15 protein-coding genes and 2 pseudogenes are annotated in these 17,544 nt (G+C 62.3%); 4 read left to right on the top strand and 13 right to left on the bottom strand.

Features of this window, described 5'->3' with window-relative positions:
* Positions 1-149: 149 nt before the first annotated feature.
* The gene (locus V8689_RS01850) at positions 150-1,211 is read right to left on the bottom strand and encodes a hypothetical protein (protein WP_056783086.1); all 1,062 of its coding nucleotides are present in this window, start codon (positions 1,209-1,211) and stop codon (positions 150-152) included.
* Between the two features lie 242 nt (positions 1,212-1,453).
* Here V8689_RS01850 and V8689_RS01845 point away from each other — a divergent pair, with 242 nt between their 5' ends.
* Positions 1,454-2,845: an L-cystine transporter gene (locus V8689_RS01845; protein WP_054917031.1), complete on the top strand. Its 1,392-nt coding sequence runs from the start codon at positions 1,454-1,456 to the stop codon at positions 2,843-2,845.
* Between the two features lie 12 nt (positions 2,846-2,857).
* Here the strand turns inward: V8689_RS01845 and V8689_RS01840 are convergent.
* Positions 2,858-2,944, bottom strand: a pseudogene (locus V8689_RS01840) (outer membrane lipoprotein carrier protein LolA); the annotation flags it as partial.
* A 13-nt stretch (positions 2,945-2,957) separates the two neighbouring features.
* Positions 2,958-3,470 (bottom strand): dihydrofolate reductase, encoded by a 513-nt coding sequence (locus tag V8689_RS01835; RefSeq protein ID WP_056783089.1) that lies wholly within the window; start codon positions 3,468-3,470, stop codon positions 2,958-2,960.
* A 69-nt stretch (positions 3,471-3,539) separates the two neighbouring features.
* Between V8689_RS01835 and V8689_RS01830 the strand changes: the two genes are divergently transcribed.
* Complete coding sequence (locus tag V8689_RS01830; RefSeq protein WP_056783091.1) at positions 3,540-4,919, top strand: DUF2868 domain-containing protein; 1,380 nt, start codon at positions 3,540-3,542, stop codon at positions 4,917-4,919.
* Complete coding sequence (locus V8689_RS01825) at positions 4,912-6,291, top strand: DUF3482 domain-containing protein (protein ID WP_056783093.1); 1,380 nt, start codon at positions 4,912-4,914, stop codon at positions 6,289-6,291. The genes V8689_RS01830 and V8689_RS01825 overlap by 8 nt, the downstream gene beginning before the upstream one ends.
* A gap of 17 nt (positions 6,292-6,308) precedes the next feature.
* On the opposite strand, the gene V8689_RS01820 is transcribed toward V8689_RS01825, so the two are convergent.
* The 9 genes from V8689_RS01820 to V8689_RS01780 form a co-directional block, all read right to left on the bottom strand.
* On the bottom strand, positions 6,309-6,857 hold the full coding sequence (locus tag V8689_RS01820) for a hypothetical protein (RefSeq protein ID WP_056783096.1): 549 nt from the start codon (positions 6,855-6,857) through the stop codon (positions 6,309-6,311).
* 20 nt (positions 6,858-6,877) lie between these two features.
* Positions 6,878-7,453 carry a hypothetical protein gene (locus tag V8689_RS01815; RefSeq protein WP_056783097.1) on the bottom strand — a complete coding sequence of 192 codons (576 nt, stop codon included), beginning with the start codon at positions 7,451-7,453 and terminating at the stop codon, positions 6,878-6,880.
* A 91-nt stretch (positions 7,454-7,544) separates the two neighbouring features.
* A complete protein-coding gene (locus V8689_RS01810; RefSeq protein ID WP_056783099.1) occupies positions 7,545-8,099 on the bottom strand; it encodes a phosphonate degradation HD-domain oxygenase in 555 nt (184 codons plus the stop codon).
* Positions 8,096-9,226: a TIGR03364 family FAD-dependent oxidoreductase gene (locus V8689_RS01805; RefSeq protein ID WP_056783100.1), complete on the bottom strand. Its 1,131-nt coding sequence runs from the start codon at positions 9,224-9,226 to the stop codon at positions 8,096-8,098. Before V8689_RS01805 ends, V8689_RS01810 begins: the two co-directional genes overlap by 4 nt.
* A gap of 123 nt (positions 9,227-9,349) precedes the next feature.
* Positions 9,350-10,363: a putative 2-aminoethylphosphonate ABC transporter substrate-binding protein gene (locus V8689_RS01800; RefSeq protein WP_056783102.1), complete on the bottom strand. Its 1,014-nt coding sequence runs from the start codon at positions 10,361-10,363 to the stop codon at positions 9,350-9,352.
* Between the two features lie 22 nt (positions 10,364-10,385).
* A complete protein-coding gene (locus V8689_RS01795; RefSeq protein ID WP_014720359.1) occupies positions 10,386-12,098 on the bottom strand; it encodes a putative 2-aminoethylphosphonate ABC transporter permease subunit in 1,713 nt (570 codons plus the stop codon).
* A 1-nt stretch (position 12,099) separates the two neighbouring features.
* Positions 12,100-13,164, bottom strand: coding sequence for a putative 2-aminoethylphosphonate ABC transporter ATP-binding protein (locus V8689_RS01790; RefSeq protein ID WP_032894664.1), 1,065 nt, complete (start codon positions 13,162-13,164; stop codon positions 12,100-12,102).
* Between the two features lie 212 nt (positions 13,165-13,376).
* Positions 13,377-14,240 (bottom strand): LysR family transcriptional regulator, encoded by an 864-nt coding sequence (locus tag V8689_RS01785; protein ID WP_056783104.1) that lies wholly within the window; start codon positions 14,238-14,240, stop codon positions 13,377-13,379.
* A 16-nt stretch (positions 14,241-14,256) separates the two neighbouring features.
* Positions 14,257-16,557, bottom strand: coding sequence for a heavy metal translocating P-type ATPase (locus V8689_RS01780; RefSeq protein WP_056783105.1), 2,301 nt, complete (start codon positions 16,555-16,557; stop codon positions 14,257-14,259).
* A gap of 85 nt (positions 16,558-16,642) precedes the next feature.
* On the opposite strand from V8689_RS01780, the gene cadR reads away from it, so the two are divergent.
* Positions 16,643-17,083, top strand: coding sequence for a Cd(II)/Pb(II)-responsive transcriptional regulator (gene cadR, locus V8689_RS01775; RefSeq protein WP_056783108.1), 441 nt, complete (start codon positions 16,643-16,645; stop codon positions 17,081-17,083).
* A 130-nt stretch (positions 17,084-17,213) separates the two neighbouring features.
* Here the strand turns inward: cadR and thyA are convergent.
* Positions 17,214-17,498: pseudogene (gene thyA / locus V8689_RS01770) on the bottom strand (thymidylate synthase); the annotation flags it as partial.
* Between the last annotated feature and the right edge of the window lie 46 nt (positions 17,499-17,544).

The following is a 17,544-nucleotide window of genomic DNA, read 5'->3' as shown; positions in this document are numbered from 1 at the left end:
GAAAACCTCCAGACGCTGAAGACCGATCGTTCCCACGCTCTGCGTGGGAATGCCGCCCTGGACGCTCTGCGTCGGCCCTTAAGAAAGCATGACGCGGAGCGTCACAGGATGCATTCCCACGCAGAGCGTGGGAACGATCAGTGGCAGGGTCACTGGATTTCGTCGGGCTTGACGATCACCCAGTTTTTATCCGCCGTCACCGGCAACCCTTCCTTGGCTTGCGCCGCCGCGTGCTTGGCGATCATGCCGTTGAGCTGGGTCATGTATTTGTCTTTGCGGTTGATCCACAGGTGGATGCCGCCCTTGGCCACGTCCACATCGTGGAACAGCATGTAGCCATCGCTGGTCGGTGTGTCCCCGCCGACGATCACTGGTTTTTTCCACTCGTCGATGTAGGTGAGGATCGCCGCGTGCTTGCCGGCCATCCAGGTCGCCGGGGTCCACAGGTAGGGGGTGAGTTCCAGGCCGAGGTTGGCCTTCTCGTCATACTTTCCGGCGGCGATCTGCTTGCGGGCGGTGGTCAGCTCGCCAGTCTTGCGGTCCTTGAGCAGGGTGGTCACGCCGATGACGTTTTCGGGTTTTACGTTGTAGCCGTACTTCGGATCGGCGGCGACCATGCGCACCAGCTCCTCTGAAGCGGCCGTCATCACATACACCTCGATGCCGTTTTCCATCAGCTTGTTGTACAGCTCGGCCTGGCCGGTGAAGACTTTTGGCGGCTGCACCTCGGATGTCTTCACCGCGTCGCCTTCAAAATAACTGACCGGCACCGGCTTGCCGGAGGCCATCAGTTCATCCACCTGGACCTTGAGTTCCTTGAGGGTAAAGCCGGAAAACACCTGGGCCACCCACGGGTAGCAAACCATGTCATCGACTTCGCACAGGCGATAGTAGTAACTGAACAGGCTCTCTTTATGCTCGGCGGTGTCTTTGAACGGCATCAGCTTGAGCGACGGGTCGAGGCTGTCGCGGGTGATCAGGCCCTTGTTTTCCATAAACGGCAGCAAGGACTCTTCAAGGTCGTAACGGTAGCTGGTGTTGTCCATGTCGAACACCGCGTAGTTACCCTTGTTGGCGTTGGCGGCGATCATTTCGTTGAGTTGTTTGGCGGCAGGTGCCGGCCAGTGTTTCAACTCGGTGGCGGCAAACGCCTGGCTGGCAAGCCCGAGGCAAAAGGCGGCGGATACCAATAGTTTCGGCGCGAGCTTCATAGGCGTTGTCTCCCTCAAGTGAAAGACATCGACGCTAACAAATCCGTATGACAGTTATCGCCCGAGCACGACCAAGGACGTCGTGATCACGCCAAGGGCATACGCCTGAGCGTCAAACGCTTATTCCAAAAACGACAGTCGCCATTCCATATCGGTATTAAATCAATATATTTCAAGCTGTTAGGCTTCCCGGTTCGCAATCGCAGGCTCACGCGATTGGCTGCCTTCTCAACGGAGCTTCAATGAATCTGCCCCTGATTCTCAATTTATTGGTGTTCGTGGCCCTGTTGCTGGGCCTGGCACAAACTCGCCGTACTAACTGGAGCCTGGCCAAGAAGGTGCTGTTCGCCCTGGTGCTGGGCGTGCTGTTCGGCGCGGCGTTGCACACGATCTATGGCGACGGTAACCCGGTGCTCAAAGCCTCCATCGGCTGGTTTGACCTTGTCGGCAACGGCTATGTGCAACTGCTGCAAATGATCGTGATCCCGCTGGTGTTCGCCTCGATCCTCAGTGCCGTGGCGCGCCTGCATAACGCCTCGTCCCTGGGCAAGATCAGCTTTCTGACCATCGGCACGCTGCTGTTCACCACGGCCATCGCGGCGCTGATCGGTATTGGCCTGACCAACCTGTTCGGCCTCACCGCCGAAGGCCTGGTGGCCGGCACCCAGGAAATGGCGCGCCTGCAAGTGATCCAGAGTGATTACGCAGGCAAGGTCGCCGACCTGAATATCCCGCAGTTGCTGCTGTCGTTCGTACCGGCCAACCCGTTCGCCGACCTGGCCCGGGCCAAGCCGACGTCGATCATCAGTGTGGTGATTTTCGCCGCGTTCCTTGGGGTTGCCGCGCTGCAACTGCTCAAGGACGACGTGGAAAAAGGCCAGAAAGTCCTTAACGCCATCGACACCCTGCAAGCCTGGGTGATGCGCCTGGTGCGCCTGGTGATGAAGCTGACCCCTTATGGTGTGCTGGCGCTGATGACCAAAGTGGTCGCCGGTTCCAACCTGCAAGACATCATCAAGCTGGGCAGTTTCGTCGTGGTGTCGTACCTGGCCCTGGGCCTGATGTTCGTGGTGCATGGCCTGCTGCTGTCCCTGGCCGGGATCAACCCGCTGCGCTTCTTCCGCAAGGTGTGGCCGGTGCTGACCTTCGCCTTCACCAGCCGCTCCAGCGCTGCAAGCATCCCGCTGAGCATTGAAGCGCAGACCCGTCGCCTGGGCATTCCGCAATCCATCGCCGGCTTCGCTGCCTCGTTTGGCGCGACCATCGGCCAGAACGGTTGCGCCGGTCTTTATCCAGCCATGTTGGCGGTGATGGTCGCGCCGACCGTGGGCATCAACCCGCTGGACCCGCTGTGGATCGCGACCCTGGTGGCGATTGTGACCTTGAGTTCGGCGGGCGTTGCCGGCGTCGGCGGCGGTGCGACCTTTGCCGCGCTGATCGTGCTGCCGGCCATGGGCTTGCCGGTGTCACTGGTGGCGCTGTTGATTTCCGTGGAGCCGCTGATCGACATGGGCCGCACGGCGTTGAACGTCAATGGTTCGATGACGGCGGGGGCGATTACCAGCCAGATCATGGGGCAGACGGATAAGGCGTTGCTGGATGCCGATGAGCATGCCGAACTAGCGCAGGCATAAAGGCTTATAACCTGTAGGAGCGAGCTTGCTCGCGAAGAACCTGAGGGCGCCGCGTTCATTCAGAACGCCCGCGTCATCGTTGACGATCTTCGCGAGCAAGCTCGCTCCTACACTAGTTGCGCTCCCACACTTCGAAGTTGTAGGCCGGTTTATCACCTTCGGCTGGATTCTCGACATTCGACACCAGCTTCCACTGGTTACTATCAAACTCTGGAAACCACGCATCCCCTTCCGGGCTCAGCGCCACGCGGGTCAGGTACAAGCGATCGGCCTGTTCCAGCCCCTGCGCATACAACTGCGCGCCGCCGATCAGCATCAACTCGTCCACGCCTTGCTCCCTGGCCCATTCCTCAGCGCGCTCTACCGCAGCCTCCAATGACGGAAACACTTGCGCACCTTCCAGCACAAGATCGGTCTGACGGCTGACCACTAGGTTCAAGCGCCCCGGCAGCGGTCGGCCCAGGGAGTCCCAGGTCTTGCGCCCCATGATGATCGGCTTGCCGAGCGTGGTGGCCTTGAAATATTTGAAATCCCCCGGCAAATGCCAGGGCATGCTGTTGTCGACGCCGATCACACGGTTTTCACCGAGGGCTGCGATCAGGCTTAAAGGGAGAGTTTTTTTCATGGCGACGAGAATACCAGAGCGGCGAGCCAGCGGTTATGCTCCAACCTCATCAACACGACAGGACGGCGCGTGACTGCACTGAACCCGCTGCACAGACTTTGGCTGACCGAAACCGTGCGCCTGCGTGAAGAACACGCCGGCCCCCTGGAAGACCTGGAAGCCAACCGCCTGGCCCGCACCGCCGGGGGCGACCTGCCCACGCGCATCCAGCAGCGTGCGCTGCATCTGGCCGAGCGCGATGGTTTGGCCGCCGCGCTCAGCCGCTGGCTGCAAGGCGCACGCCTGGCGCTGGTGTTACTGGCGGTGGTCGCCGTCATCAGCGGCGCCGGTCTGGCGTTCGCCGCGCTGGGCAATGGCCTGGCCCCGGTGAATGTGTTCTGGGCCTTGGGCAGCCTGCTCGGCCTGAATCTTATCTTGCTGGTCAGTTGGGCCCTGGGCCTGCTGTTTGCCGGCGAACACAGCGCCAGCCTCGGGCGGCTGTGGTTGTGGCTCAGCGAGAAACTGGCGCGTGATGCCAAGGCCGCACAACTGGCCCCGGCGTTGTTGCTGTTGCTGCAACGGCAAAAACTCAATCGCTGGGCGGTGGGTGTGCTGGTCAACAGCTTGTGGTTGCTGGCCTTGCTCAGCGCCCTGGTGATCCTGCTGACGCTGCTCGCCACCCGCCGCTACGGGTTTGTGTGGGAAACCACCATTCTCGGCGCCGATACCTTTGTCGCCGTGACCCAGGCCCTTGGCACACTCCCGGCTCTGCTCGGTTTCAATGTGCCCACCGTGGAGATGATCCGCGCCAGCGGCGACTCCGCGCTGAATATCGAAAGCGCCCGCCAGGCCTGGGCCGCCTGGCTGGTGGGCGTGTTGCTGGTCTACGGCCTGTTGCCGCGATTGATCCTCGCCCTGTTGTGCCTGTGGCGCTGGAAACGCGGGCGTGCAGCGTTGCGCCTGGACCTCAACCTGCCCGGCTACGCCCAACTGCGCGAACGCCTGATGCCCAGCAGCGAGCGCCTTGGGGTCAACGATGTGGCACCCGAACACCTGCACCAGGTCAGCGGCGGCGTGAGCGAGCTGGAGAGCGACGGTGCGTTGCTGGTCGCCATCGAACTCGACGACCAACACCCTTGGCCGCCCAAACTGCCCGCCAACGTCAAGAATGCCGGCATCCTCGACAGCCGCGAATCACGCAACAAATTGCTGGAACAACTCAGTCGCTTCCCGCCCGCGCGCCTGGCCATCGCCTGTGACCCGCGCCGCTCGCCCGACCGTGGCAGCCTGGCGCTGATCGCCGAGCTGGCACGCAGCGCCACCGACACCCGCGTATGGCTGTTGCAGGCGCCGCCAGGCCAGGCGCTGGACGCCGAGCGCCTGGGCGACTGGCATGCCGCGCTGCAACAACTTGAGGTGTCGTTTGCCGATTGCGCGCCGCTAAGCTGGCTGGAGGCCGGTCATGACTAAACCGCTGAAACTCGCCGTGGTCGGCCACACCAACGTGGGCAAAACCTCACTGCTGCGCACCCTCACCCGCGATGTCGGCTTCGGCGAAGTGTCCCATCGCCCCAGTACCACGCGGCACGTGGAAGGTGCGCGCCTATCGGTAGATGGCGAAGCCTTGCTGGAGCTGTACGACACCCCCGGTCTGGAAGACGCCATCGCCCTGCTCGATTACCTGGAACGCCTCGACCGCCCCGGCGAACGCCTGGATGGCCCGGCGCGGCTGGCGCGTTTTCTGGAAGGTAGCGAAGCGCGCCAGCGTTTCGAACAGGAAGCCAAGGTGCTGCGCCAATTGCTCGCCTCGGATGCCGGCCTGTACGTGATCGACGCCCGCGAGCCGGTGCTGGCCAAGTACCGCGACGAGCTGCAAGTGCTGGCCAGTTGCGGCAAGCCGTTGCTGCCGGTGCTCAACTTTGTCAGCAGCAGCGACCACCGCGAACCAGACTGGCGCGAAGCCCTGGCCCGCCTCGGCCTGCATGCGCTGGTGCGTTTCGACAGCGTGGCACCGCCCGAAGACGGCGAGCGCCGCCTGTATGAAAGCCTGGCCCTGCTGCTGGAAAACGCCCGCCCCCAGCTGGAACGCCTGATCCTCGACCAAGAAGCCCAGCGCCAGGCTCGCCAGCAAAGCGCGGCACGGCTGATCGCCGAATTGCTGATCGACTGCGCCGCCTGCCGCCGCAGCGTGACCACCGAAGATGAGCCCCAGGCCATCAGTGATTTACGCAAGGCCGTGCGCCAGCGCGAACAAAAGTGCGTCGAAGCCCTGCTCAAACTGTTCGGCTTTCGCCCACAGGACGCCGCCGCCAGCGACTTACCGTTGCTGGACGGGCGCTGGGGCGACGACCTGTTCAACCCCGAAACCCTCAAGCAACTGGGCGTGCGCGTGGGTGGCGGGATCGCCGCCGGCGCGGCGGCCGGTGCGGGCGTGGATCTCCTGGTCGGCGGCCTGACACTCGGCGCTGCGGCCCTGGCAGGCGCGATTGCCGGCGGTGCGCTGCAAACCGCGCGCAGCTATGGCAGCCGCCTGATGGGCAAGATCAAGGGCCAACGCGAACTCACCGTCGATGACAGCGTGCTGCGCCTGCTCGCCCTGCGCCAACGCCAACTGCTCAAGGCCCTGAACCTGCGCGGCCATGCGGCGATGCACAGCATCAAGGTCGATACGCCCCAGGACAAAACCTGGCGCGAAGGCAAGCTGCCGGACGCCCTGAACAAGGCCCGCGCCTACCCGCAATGGTCGTCCCTCAACCCACACGCCAAACTGAGCCAGGCCGAGCGCCAGGAACAGGTCGAGGCATTGTCGGTGCAACTGAATGAACCGGGGCTCGTGCCTTGAGCGCTCAGTAAGCAGCGTCAAACGGTGCTGTCTGTGTACCAGGCGAATGCGAGGAAACTGCTGCACAGGGAGCGGATCAGTTCTTTATCGGCCTGATCAACCACGCCGTTCTTATCCATATCGGTATGGCTGAACCATTCCAGCTCACCATTCCCGTAGCCGTCATAGGCTGACGCCTGATAAGCCAGCGTCGGTTTACGCACAGCGCTACGCCGTTCCAGAAAATTGAGTTTCACCCCATTGGGCGGGCTTTTTTCGTATTCATGGACGGCGACCACCACCAAGCTGCGCTTCCAGCTCTCGCCGCTGTTAAACCACTTCAGCTTCAGAAAAGTGTTGGCGAACACCTTGAGCCGTTGGCGATCGATGACAATATTTTTGCCCTCAACGTCAATATCGACAACGGTTTGAAGATCTACGTCTGCATCGCCGTTCATATCAACGGCAAACGCCTCATGCACCAGCTCATCGAAGCCGCCGGCGCCGCGTTCATAGAAATGCAAAAAGACGGTATCCGCCTTTCCATTGCCGCTTCTGTCTTGGGCAGCGGCTTTTAAATAGCGCATCACGTGCTCCCTTCCTTGGATCAATGTGCCTTGATATCCACAACCTTGGCGTCGAAGGGCTCAGGTGTGTGCCAATTGAACTTCAAATAAAGCTCAGCCAATTGCTGGACCAAGTGCTTATCAACGTCATCGATGACGCCATCGCAGTTGATGTCGGCGTGAATGTTCCACTCAAGTTCACCGTTGTTATCAAAATCATAGGCGGCGCTCCAAGACACCTGAGCGTCCGAACTCAGCAGCCCTGGGCCTTTATGCAAGTGCAGGCGCACGGTGTCGGGGGTGCCGTCTTTATAGAAGTCTTCGGAAAATATCTTCATGTAAAGCCGGGTACTGGCGCCGCGATTCATCCAATTGATCTTCAAATAGGCATTGGCAAATTGATCCAACAACGCTCGATCAAGACTGTTTTCCTGACCGTCATTGGTAACGTCTCCCCTGCTGTAATCGACCTTTGCGTCTGAGGTGAAGTCATAGGCCACGGCCTCATTGAGCAACTCGTCCTGATTGCGTGGCGTACCTTGGTAGAACTGAAGCCGCACCGTATTCGCCCGGCCATCTCCCGTTTGATCCTGTGCAACAACCTTCAAATAGCGCATCTGCGTTGCTCCCTTGGCTAAGAAGCAAGCACCTTAGTGCGGGGGCTATCGAGGCTCCAGGCGGCGTATCTGCGATGTGTGTAAGGCCTGTCTACGCGGCCAGTAGTCGGGCGGCCATGGCTTTGAGCAGTTGCAGATCCAACACCGGCACCTGCGTTTGCTTGGCCTGCTCGTCCCAGTGGCGCATACGCAAACTCACGGCGTACAACGGGTCTTGCTCAAAGGTCCGGGCCTCTTCGGCGCTCATCACGCCGCCCTGGTAACCCAGGGTGCGACGGCTGGCTTGGCTCAAGCGGGCGAGATAGTCCGGCTGGCTGAAGGTCAGGTAACGCTTGGCCTGGACGTGGTATTCCACCAGCCTGGCCAGGCGTTCGCTGAAGCCTGCGCGGCGCAGGTAATCGGCGCCCAGCCGCTCGTGGCTGACCACGCCATAACCGCCCATGTTCGCGCCGCCCTGGCCGCAGAGGTGGCCGATGTCGTGGAAGAACGCCGCCAACACCACCTCCTCGTCAAACCCTTCGGCCATGGCCAATTGCGCGGCCTGGGACATGTGCTCGATTTGCGACACCGGCTCGCCGATGTAGTCAGCCGTGCCATGCTGCTCGTACAAACCAAACACCTGGACAATCGCCTGTTCCGGGTTCATCGCGTCGCGCCCCACAGCGTGCTGATATTACGCTCGGCCATCGCCGGCCCTACGCTCATCCCTACGCCGGTGTGCATCAAGGCAGCGCTGACGCCGGGTGCCGCCTGCACAAACGAAAACGGCCCAGGCCCACGAGATCCGTAGACGCCCTGCCAGCGCTCGACTACCTGGACCTTGCAACCCAGGGTCTGTTGCGCCAGTTCGATCAGCCAGTCATCCACCTGCTCGGCGTTGAAGGGCGACGGATCGCTGTCGTAATGGTGGGAGTCACCGATGATCAACTCACCATGGGGCGTAGGGCTGATCAACAGGTGAATGCCGTGCTCGTGCAGGTACGGCGTTTCCCGCAGGATCTGCGCCTGCACCGCGGCCGCTTCCGGCAGGTCGGCAAAGGCGCCGTAGTGCACGCAGCTTAAGCCGGTGAGCAAGGCATGTTGCAGGTTCAGATTGAGCACCGGCCGGGCGCGCAGCATTTGCAGGCGACAGGTTTGCGGGTTGAGCGCGGCGATGGCGTCGGCCAGCAGGGTCTGATAATCGTGGCCGGAGCAGACGATGATCTGCTCGCCGCGAAAGCTGCCCGCCGTGCTGTGCAACTGGCCCGGTTCCACCTCGCGCACCAGGGTGGAGAAATGAAACTCCACGTTCAGCGCCTGGCTCAGGTAATGGATCAGCGCCGGGATGGCCTCGCGGGAATACAGTTGCTGGTCGTCCTTGCCATGCAGCGCGGCGCGGTGATGACGGAACTGGCCAGCGTACAGGTCGTTCATGGCCGCGCCTTGCAGCAGCTCGACGTTGTAGCCGTGCTCCCGCGCGCGCCCGGCGCAGAAGGCTTCGAGTAGATGTTCTTCGGCTTCGGTACGGGCGAACAGGTAGGCGCCATTGCGCTTGAGCGCCAGGCCTGCCGCTTGCGCCCACTGGCCCCAGATTTCGCGGCTTTCCCGCGCCAGGTCCAGCATAGGCCCGGGCGGCTGACCGGTGACCAAGGCCTGGCCGAAGTTGCGTACCGAGGCGCCCAATGGCGTGGCGCTGCGCTCGAACACCTTGACCTTGAGGCCGCGCCTGGCGGCGGCATAGGCGTGGGAGAGGCCGAGGATGCCGGCGCCGACGACTAACAGATCACTACTCATACTGTCCTCTGGTTCCCGCGCTCCGCGTGGGAATTCATCCGGTGACGCTCCGCGTCACGACCTTAAAAAGCGGACGCGGAGCGTCCAGAGCGGCGTTACCACGCGGAGCGTGGGAACGATCGGTTACTGTTTTTCCGACTTGCCGTCATAACGCTTACGCCATTCGGCCAGGATGCTGTCACGGTTTTTGGAAGCCCAGACAAAGTCGTTCTTGATCAACCGTTGCTCGTAGTCCGCCGGCAATTCGGTCTGTGGCTTGGCGATCCCCGGTTGGGCGAGCACGGCGAAGTTGTCCTTGTACAGATCCATCGCCGCGGTGCTGGCGGAGAAGTCAGCGAGTTTTTTCGCCGCGTCGGCATGGGCCGTGCCTTTGATCACGGCGGTGGCTTCGATGTCCCAGCCCAGGCCTTCCTTGGGCAGGATAATGTCCAGCGGCGCGCCCTGGCGCTTGAGCTGAACCGCCGGGTATTCAAAGGAAATACCGATCGGAAACTCACCGGACGCGGCCAACTTGCACGGCTTGGAGCCGGAGTGAACGTACTGGCCGATGTTCTGGTGCAAGTCGTCCATGTACTGCCAGCCTTGCTTCTCGCCGAACGTCTGGAGCCAGGCGCTGACATCCAGGAAGCCTGTGCCCGATGACGCCGGGTTGGGCATCACGATCTTGCCCTTGTACTCAGGCTTGGTCAGGTCCTGCCAGCTTATTGGTTTGGTGAGGCCCTGCTTCTCGGCTTCGACGGTGTTGAAGCAGATGGTGGCAGCCCACACGTCCATGCCGACCCAGGCCGGAGGGTTGGCAGCGTCGCGGTAGTTTTTGCCGATCTTGTCCAGGTCCTTGGGCGCGTAGTTGTCGAGCATGCCTTGCTGATCGAGGATCGCCAGGCTGGAGGCGGCCAGGCCCCATACCACGTCAGCCTGGGGGCGGTCTTTCTCGGCCAGCAGCTTGGCGGTGATGATGCCGGTGGAGTCGCGCACCCACTTGATCTCGACGTCGGGGTTGGCCTGTTCGAAGGCTTTTTTGTAGGTCTTCAATTGCTCGGCTTCAAGGGCCGTGTACACGGTCAACTCGGTCTTGGCCAAAGCATTCAGGCTGAATGCCGTGAGGACTGCAGCGACCAGCGCCAGGGGCTTGAACATGGAGCACCTCCTTCAGGGATGTTTATTGGCCGGGTGCGCGCTGGCGCCAGGCTTGGGAGCGGCGCAGCGCGCCACGTGAGGCCCACGCCAGCAGCAGCGAGACGCTGGCCGAGGTGAACAGGATCAGGGTCGACATGGCCGCCGCACCGCCCACATTGCCGGCATCGTCCATATTCAGCACGGCGACGGCGGCGAGGATGGTGTCGGGGCTGTAGAGGAAAATCGCGGCCGACACGGTGGTCATCGCCGAGACAAACAGGTAGCGCAGGATGTCCAGCAGCGCCGGCAGGCAGATCGGCACCGTGACGCGTAGATAGTGGCGGTACAACGGCGCCTTGAGGGACAGCGCGGCGGCTTCGAACTCGGCGTCCAGTTGGCGCAAGGCGGTGGTCGCGGTCATCTGCGCGGTGGTCAGGTAGTGGGCAATGGTGCACACCACCAGCAACGCCATGCTGCCGTACAACACATGCAGCGGGTTGCCGTTGAGGTTGAAGAAGAACACGTAGCCCAGCCCCAGGACCAGGCCCGGCACGGCCATCGGCACAAAGCTGAGCATGCGCAGCGCCAGGTTGAGGTTTTTCTGGCCCTTGGTCTTTTCCATCAGGTAGGCGCCGGTAAAAATCAGCACGCTGCCGATCAACGCCGTGCACAGCGCCATGGTGAGGCTGTTGCGATAGGCCAGCCAGCCGCCGCCGGCGGTGTCTTCGAACTGGTAGTGGTTGAGCGACAGCGACAGGTTGTACGGCCAGAATTTCACCAGCGAGGAGTACACCGCCATGCCGAACACCAGCAGCAACGCCGCGCAGATCAGCAGCACGATGGCCAGGTAGCACCCGTCGCGCAGCCGCGATGGCGCCGGCTGGAACACCTGGGCGCGGCCGCTCATCGCGTCGCCATGCCGACGGCGCAACCACGCATCTACGCCAAAGCTGAACAGCGCCGGCAGCAGCAACACCATGCCGATCAACGCGCCGCGACCGAACTGTTGCTGGCCCACCACAGCCTTGTAGGCCTCCAGCGCCAGCACTTGGTAATCGCCGCCCACCACCACCGGTACTCCGAAGTCGGTGATGGTCAGGGTGAACACCAGGCAGAATGCGGCGAACACTGCCTGGCGCGTGGCTGGCCAGGTAATGCTGCGAAACGCCCGTGCCGGGCTGGCGCCCATGCTCGAAGCGGCGTCGAACAAGCGCGCATCCGCCAGGGACAACGCCGACAGCAAAATCATCAAGGCATGGGGAAAGGTGTAGATCACCTCACCGAGCACAATGCCCCAGAACCCGTAGATATTCTCCGAGAACAAACCCCGCAGCAGGCCCTGGTTGCCGAACAGATAGACCAGGGCAATGCCCGGCAGCATCGACGGTGCCATCAACGGCAGCAATGACAGGCCGCGCCAGATGGACTTGCCGGGGATGAGCGTGCGTTGCAGGGCATAGGCAAACAAGTAGGCCAGCGGCACGACGATGGCCGCCACGCTGAGAGAAACTTTCAGGCTATTGCCCAGCAACCAGTGGAAGTTGGCGCTGCTCAGCAGTTCGCGTGCGGCCACCAGGCCACCGCCCTGCCCGGCTTCGCTGCTGAAGCCGCGCCAGAAGATCGCCAACAGCGGCAACAGCACCGCCACCACCAACAGGCCCAGCCAGAGCCATTTGCCGCCGACCACAAAGAGGCGGTCGCCCCACTCGGCGCGGGACACCTGACGCGGTACCGGCAATGTCATCACAGCCCCCATCTCAGGCAAACACCTGCAGGCTGCGCGGCGGCAACGCCACCCAGATGTCCTGGGCGCCCAAGCGCGGCATGGCTTCCGGCGCCAGTTCAGCCAGCAACGGATGGCCTGGCAACTGCTCCAGCTCAAAGCTCATGCGGCAGCGGTTGCCGAGGAAGGTGATCTCGCGAACCTTGGCCGGGAACAGGTTTTCTTCGTGCACCGGCGGGTTGACGCAGATCGCTTCCGGGCGGCAGAACAAGCGGCCGGACTGGGCGACACCGGCGTCCTCAGCCAGGCGCATGTTCAACCCGCCCACCTGGGCATGGCTGGCGCTGTTACGGCTGAACGGCAACCAGTTGCCCTGGCCGACAAACTCCGCCACGAACGGCGTGGCCGGGCGGTCGTAAATTTCCTGGGGCGTGGCGTACTGCTCGACCTTACCGTTGTTCATCACGGCAATGCGGTCGGCCATCAACATGGCTTCGTCCTGGTTGTGGGTCACCATCAAGGTGGTGATGCCCAGGCGCCGCTGCAGTTGGCGCAGTTCAGTGCACAGGTGCTCGCGCACCCGGGCATCGAGGGCCGACATCGGCTCATCCAACAGCAATAACGACGGCGCCGGCGCCAGTGCGCGGGCCAGGGCGACGCGCTGTTGCTGGCCGCCGGAGAGTTGGCCGGGGTACTTCTTTTCGCTGCCCACCAGGCCGACCAGTTCGAGCATCTGCGCGACCCGCTTGCGCACTTCATCGCGGCCGCTGCCGGTGAGGCCATAGCCGATGTTCGCTTCAACGCTGAGGTTGGGAAACAACGCGTAGGACTGGAACAAGATGCCGTAGTCCCGCGCCTGGGGTGGCAGCAGGGACACGTCCCGCTCGCCCAGGTAAAGCTCACCGCTGTCCTGGCGCTCCAGGCCGGCGATGCAGCGCAGCAGTGTGGTCTTGCCACAACCGGAAGGGCCCAGCAGGCACACCAGCTCGCCAGCGGCGACGTCCAGGGACACGTTGTCCAGCGCGGTGAAGGCGCCAAAGCGTTTCTGGATCCCGCGCACTTTCATCGGTGCGCCGGGTTGGGTCAGGGCTGTGTGCATGGTGGCACCTCATCGAACGGATGAAGGCCATGCTAGGGAGGGAATGCGTAGCTGGTGTGGCAGAAAGGCAAAAGGAGGTGATAGTGGTATTGGTGGATTTGTGTAGGACTCATGATCGTTCCCACGCTCCGCGTGGGAACGTCTCTAGTGACGCTCCGCGTCACGGACGCGGAGCGTCCTGGGCGGCGTTACCACGCGGAGCGTGGGAACGATCAGAGGGGTGACATTTCCTGGGCCAGGCCAAGGAAAGCCGCCGGCAGGCGCGCACCTTTGCGCTCTTTGAGGCAATACAGATACTCCGGAATCTGCGGCGCATTCTCGATGGTCAGCACGCGCAACTGCGGGTCATGGGGCACTTCCTGGCGGGCAATGATGCTGATGCCGATATTGCGCAGTACCGCCTCGCGAATCGACTCACGGCTGCCAATCTCCAGCAACGGCCCGTACCCCACGCCGGCGTTCTTCAACATCTCCTCCGTCAGCCGGCGGGTGGTTGAGCCCGCTTCACGCATCAGCAAGGTATGCCCGATTAGCGCGTTCAACGGTACGTGATCAAGCTTGGCCAACGGGTGGTTGCGGTGCACCGCCAGCACCAGCGGGTCCGTGCCCAGCACGCGGCGGATCAGACGGGCGTCTTCCAGCAATTGCGACGAGGCCGCGACATCGACGCGGTAATCGTCCAGCGCCTCAAGCACCTGCTGGGAGTTGCCGATTTCCACCGACACTTCCACCTGGGGCAGGCGCTCGCGAAAGGCTTTGACCAGATCGAGGATGTAATACGGTGCCGTTGCGGCAATCCTCAGCGCGCCCTGGACCTGGCCGTTGTTGCGCAGGAAAAACTCGATATCCGCTTCCTGCTGCAACAACGCCTTGACCATCGGTAACAGCCGCGCGCCTTCGTCGCTGACGGTGAGGCGGCGGCCGCCACGGTAGAACAACTCGACGCCATACTGGCTTTCCAAATTGCGAATCTGGGTGGTCACCGTGGGCTGGCTCAGGCCGAGTTTCTTCGCCGCCTGGGTAATGCTGCCCAGGCGGGCGACCATGAAAAACGCCTTTAACTCAGCACTCAGCACACCACCCTCTCATCCGCTATTTGCGCACCAGGCGCAGGCCATTGAACACCACCAGCAGGCTCACGCCCATGTCGGCGAAGACTGCCATCCACATGGTCGCCATGCCCATGAACGTGACGGCCAGGAAGATCGCCTTGATCACCAGCGCCAGGGCGATGTTCTGCTTGAGGATACTCGACGTTTGCCGCGACAACCGAATGAAAGCCGGAATCTTGCGCAAATCATCGTCCATCAGCGCCACGTCGGCGGTCTCGATGGCGGTATCAGTGCCCGCCGCGGCCATGGCAAAGCCGATCTCGGCACGGGCCAGGGCCGGGGCGTCGTTGATGCCGTCACCGACCATGCCCACCCGGTGGCCCTGGCCATAGAGGGTTTCGATGGCTTGCAATTTGTCGGTGGGCAACAGGTCGCCCTGGGCCTGGTCGATACCGACCTGGGCCGCAATGGCCTGGGCGGTGTGGGTGTTGTCGCCGGTGAGCATCAGGGTCTTGATGCCCAGGTCGTGCAATTGCTGGATGGCTTCGCGGCTGCTTTCTTTGACCGTGTCGGCCACGGCAAACAGCGCCAGCGGGCCGGACTTGTCCAGCAGCAACACCACGGACTTGCCTTGTTTTTCCAGGGCGAAGAGTTTTTCTTCCAGGGCCTCGGAACACAGGCCGAGGTCTTCCACCAGGCGGTGGTTACCCAGGTGATAGGTCTGGCCGTTGATATCACCCCGCACACCGCGCCCGGCCAGGGCTTCGAAGTTATCCACAGCGTGAGTCGACAGGTTTTTATCCACAGCCGCGTTGGCAATTGCCAGGGACACCGGGTGATCGGAACGCGATGCCAAGCTGGCGGCCAGGGCCGGCGCGCTGTCTTCGATGTTCGGGAACAGCGGCAGGTAGTCGGTTTGCACAGGTTTGCCGTGGGTGATGGTGCCGGTTTTGTCGAGGGCCAGGTAGTCGAGCTTGTAGCCGCCCTCCAGGTACACGCCGCCTTTGATCAGGATGCCTTTGCGCGCCGCCGCTGCCAGGCCGCTGACAATGGTCACCGGGGTGGAGATCACCAAGGCACAAGGGCAGGCCACCACCAGCAGCACGAGGGCGCGGTAGATCCAGTCAAACCACACGCCCGCCATGAACAGCGGCGGAATCACCGCCACACCGAGGGCAAACAGAAAGACTGCCGGGGTGTAGACCTTGGAGAAACTGTCGACAAACCGCTGGGTCGGTGCCCGTGCGCCTTGAGCCTGTTCCACGGCGTGGATGATTCGCGCCAGGGTCGAATTGTTCGCCGCTGCGGTGACCTTGTACTCCAGGGAACCGGCCTGGTTGATGGTGCCGGCGAAGACTTTATCGCCTAGGGCTTTCTCAATCGGCAGGCTTTCCCCGGTGATCGGAGCCTGGTCGATGGTGGACTGGCCGGCCGTAACTTCACCGTCGAGGCCGATGCGCTCGCCAGGCTTTACCCGCACAATCGCGCCAAGATCAATGCTTTTGACCTCCTGTTCCAGCCAGGAACCGTCGGCCTGGCGCACCGTGGCCTGTTCCGGGGTCATCTGCATCAGGCCGCTGATGGCGTTGCGCGCGCGGTCCAGGGACTTGGCCTCGATCAACTCGGCCACGGTGAACAGGAACATCACCATCGCCGCTTCCGGCCACTGGCCAATCAGGATCGCCCCCGTCACCGCGATGCTCATCAACGCGTTGATATTGAGGTTGAGGTTCTTCAGGGCAATCCAGCCCTTCTTGTAGGTGGTAAGGCCGCCGCTGAGGATCGACACCAGCGCCACCAGTGCGATTACCCAGGTGGGCGCCACGCCGGTGAAGTGCAGCACCTCGGCACCCAGGGCGCCCACGCCCGACACCGCCAACGGCCACCAATGCTTCTTGGCGGGCGGCGCGGCGGCGGGGCTGCCTTCTTCGATAGGGTCGGCCTGCATGCCGATGGACTTGATTGCCTCGATGATCGGCGCGGTGTTCGGCAGGTCATGGGTGACGCCGAGGATGCGGTTGATCAGGTTGAATTCCAGTTGCTGCACGCCAGCAAGCTTGCCCAGCTTGTTCTGGATCAGCGTCTGCTCGGTAGGGCAGTCCATGGCTTCGATGCGGAAGGTGCTCAGGCGCGAGCCGGCGGTGGGCGCTTCACTCAAGGTCACGATGGCAGGCCCGGCAGCGCCGGAGCAGCAGGAACCGGAATGGCCGTGGTTATCCACAGGCGTGAGTTTGGCGGGCCCATGGTCATGTTTATGATCATGGCCGTGGTCATGAGCGTGATCGTGATCGTGATCATGCTTGTGGTCGTGCTTGTGCGGGGTATGAATGGAGTGGCTCATCAGGTCGCGTCCGTAAAGGTGCCTGTTGCCAAGTAAAGACCCTGTAGCCACTATAGGGTCAAGCACCCATTTGGAGATTGCTGCGATGAAGATCGGCGAACTGGCCAAACTCACCGATTGCCCGGTGGAAACCATCCGTTATTACGAGAAGGAAAACCTGCTGCCACCCCCGGCCCGCACCGACGGCAACTACCGGGTGTACACCCAGGCGCACACCGAGCGGCTGACCTTTATCCGCAACTGCCGCAGCCTGGACATGACCCTCGAAGAGATCCGCAGCCTGCTGGGGCTGCGCGACAGCCCCCAGGACCAGTGCGAAAGCGTGAATGCCTTGATCGACGAACATATCCACCATGTGAAAGCGCGGATCGACGGGTTGTTGGCCTTGCAGGAGCAACTGCTGGACCTGCGCCAACGTTGCGGCGGTGGGACCCAGTGCGGGATCTTGCAGCAGTTGGAAGTCAGCGGAGGGATTGCGGCCAGCGAGGCCGAGCCTTCGCATGTGGGCAGAAGCCACGGCCACTAACTCAAGCGAACACCGAACCCATGTGGGAGCTGGCTTGCCTGCGATAGCGGTGTGCCAGCAACATTGATGTCGCCTGACACTGCGCTATCGCAGGCAAGCCAGCTCCCACAGTTTCTGACCGCAACAGGCTTTAGATAGCCACGTCGGCCTTGATGCTTGGGTCGGCGTCGTAGCCCACGATTTCAAAGTCTTCGAACTTGTAGTCGTAGATCGAGGCAGGCTTACGCTTGATCACCAGTTCCGGCAGTTTTTTCGGCGTACGCGCCAACTGGGTCTGGATCTGTTCCATGTGGTTGCTATAGGCATGGGTGTCGCCGGTGGTGACGATGATCTCGTGGGGGATCAGGTCGCACTGCTGGGCCAGCATGTGGGTCAGCAACGCCAACGCGGCGGTGTTGTACGGCAGGCCCAGGAACTTCACCCCCCACCTTTACTGCACATTACGCTGACTTGTAATGCCT

Source organism: Pseudomonas sp. AK181 (assembly GCF_051122975.1).
GTDB classification, from domain to species: Bacteria; Pseudomonadota; Gammaproteobacteria; order Pseudomonadales; family Pseudomonadaceae; genus Aquipseudomonas; species Aquipseudomonas lactis.
Note: the sequence above shows the minus strand (reverse complement) of the source record. Positions and strands in the feature narration are given on the sequence as shown.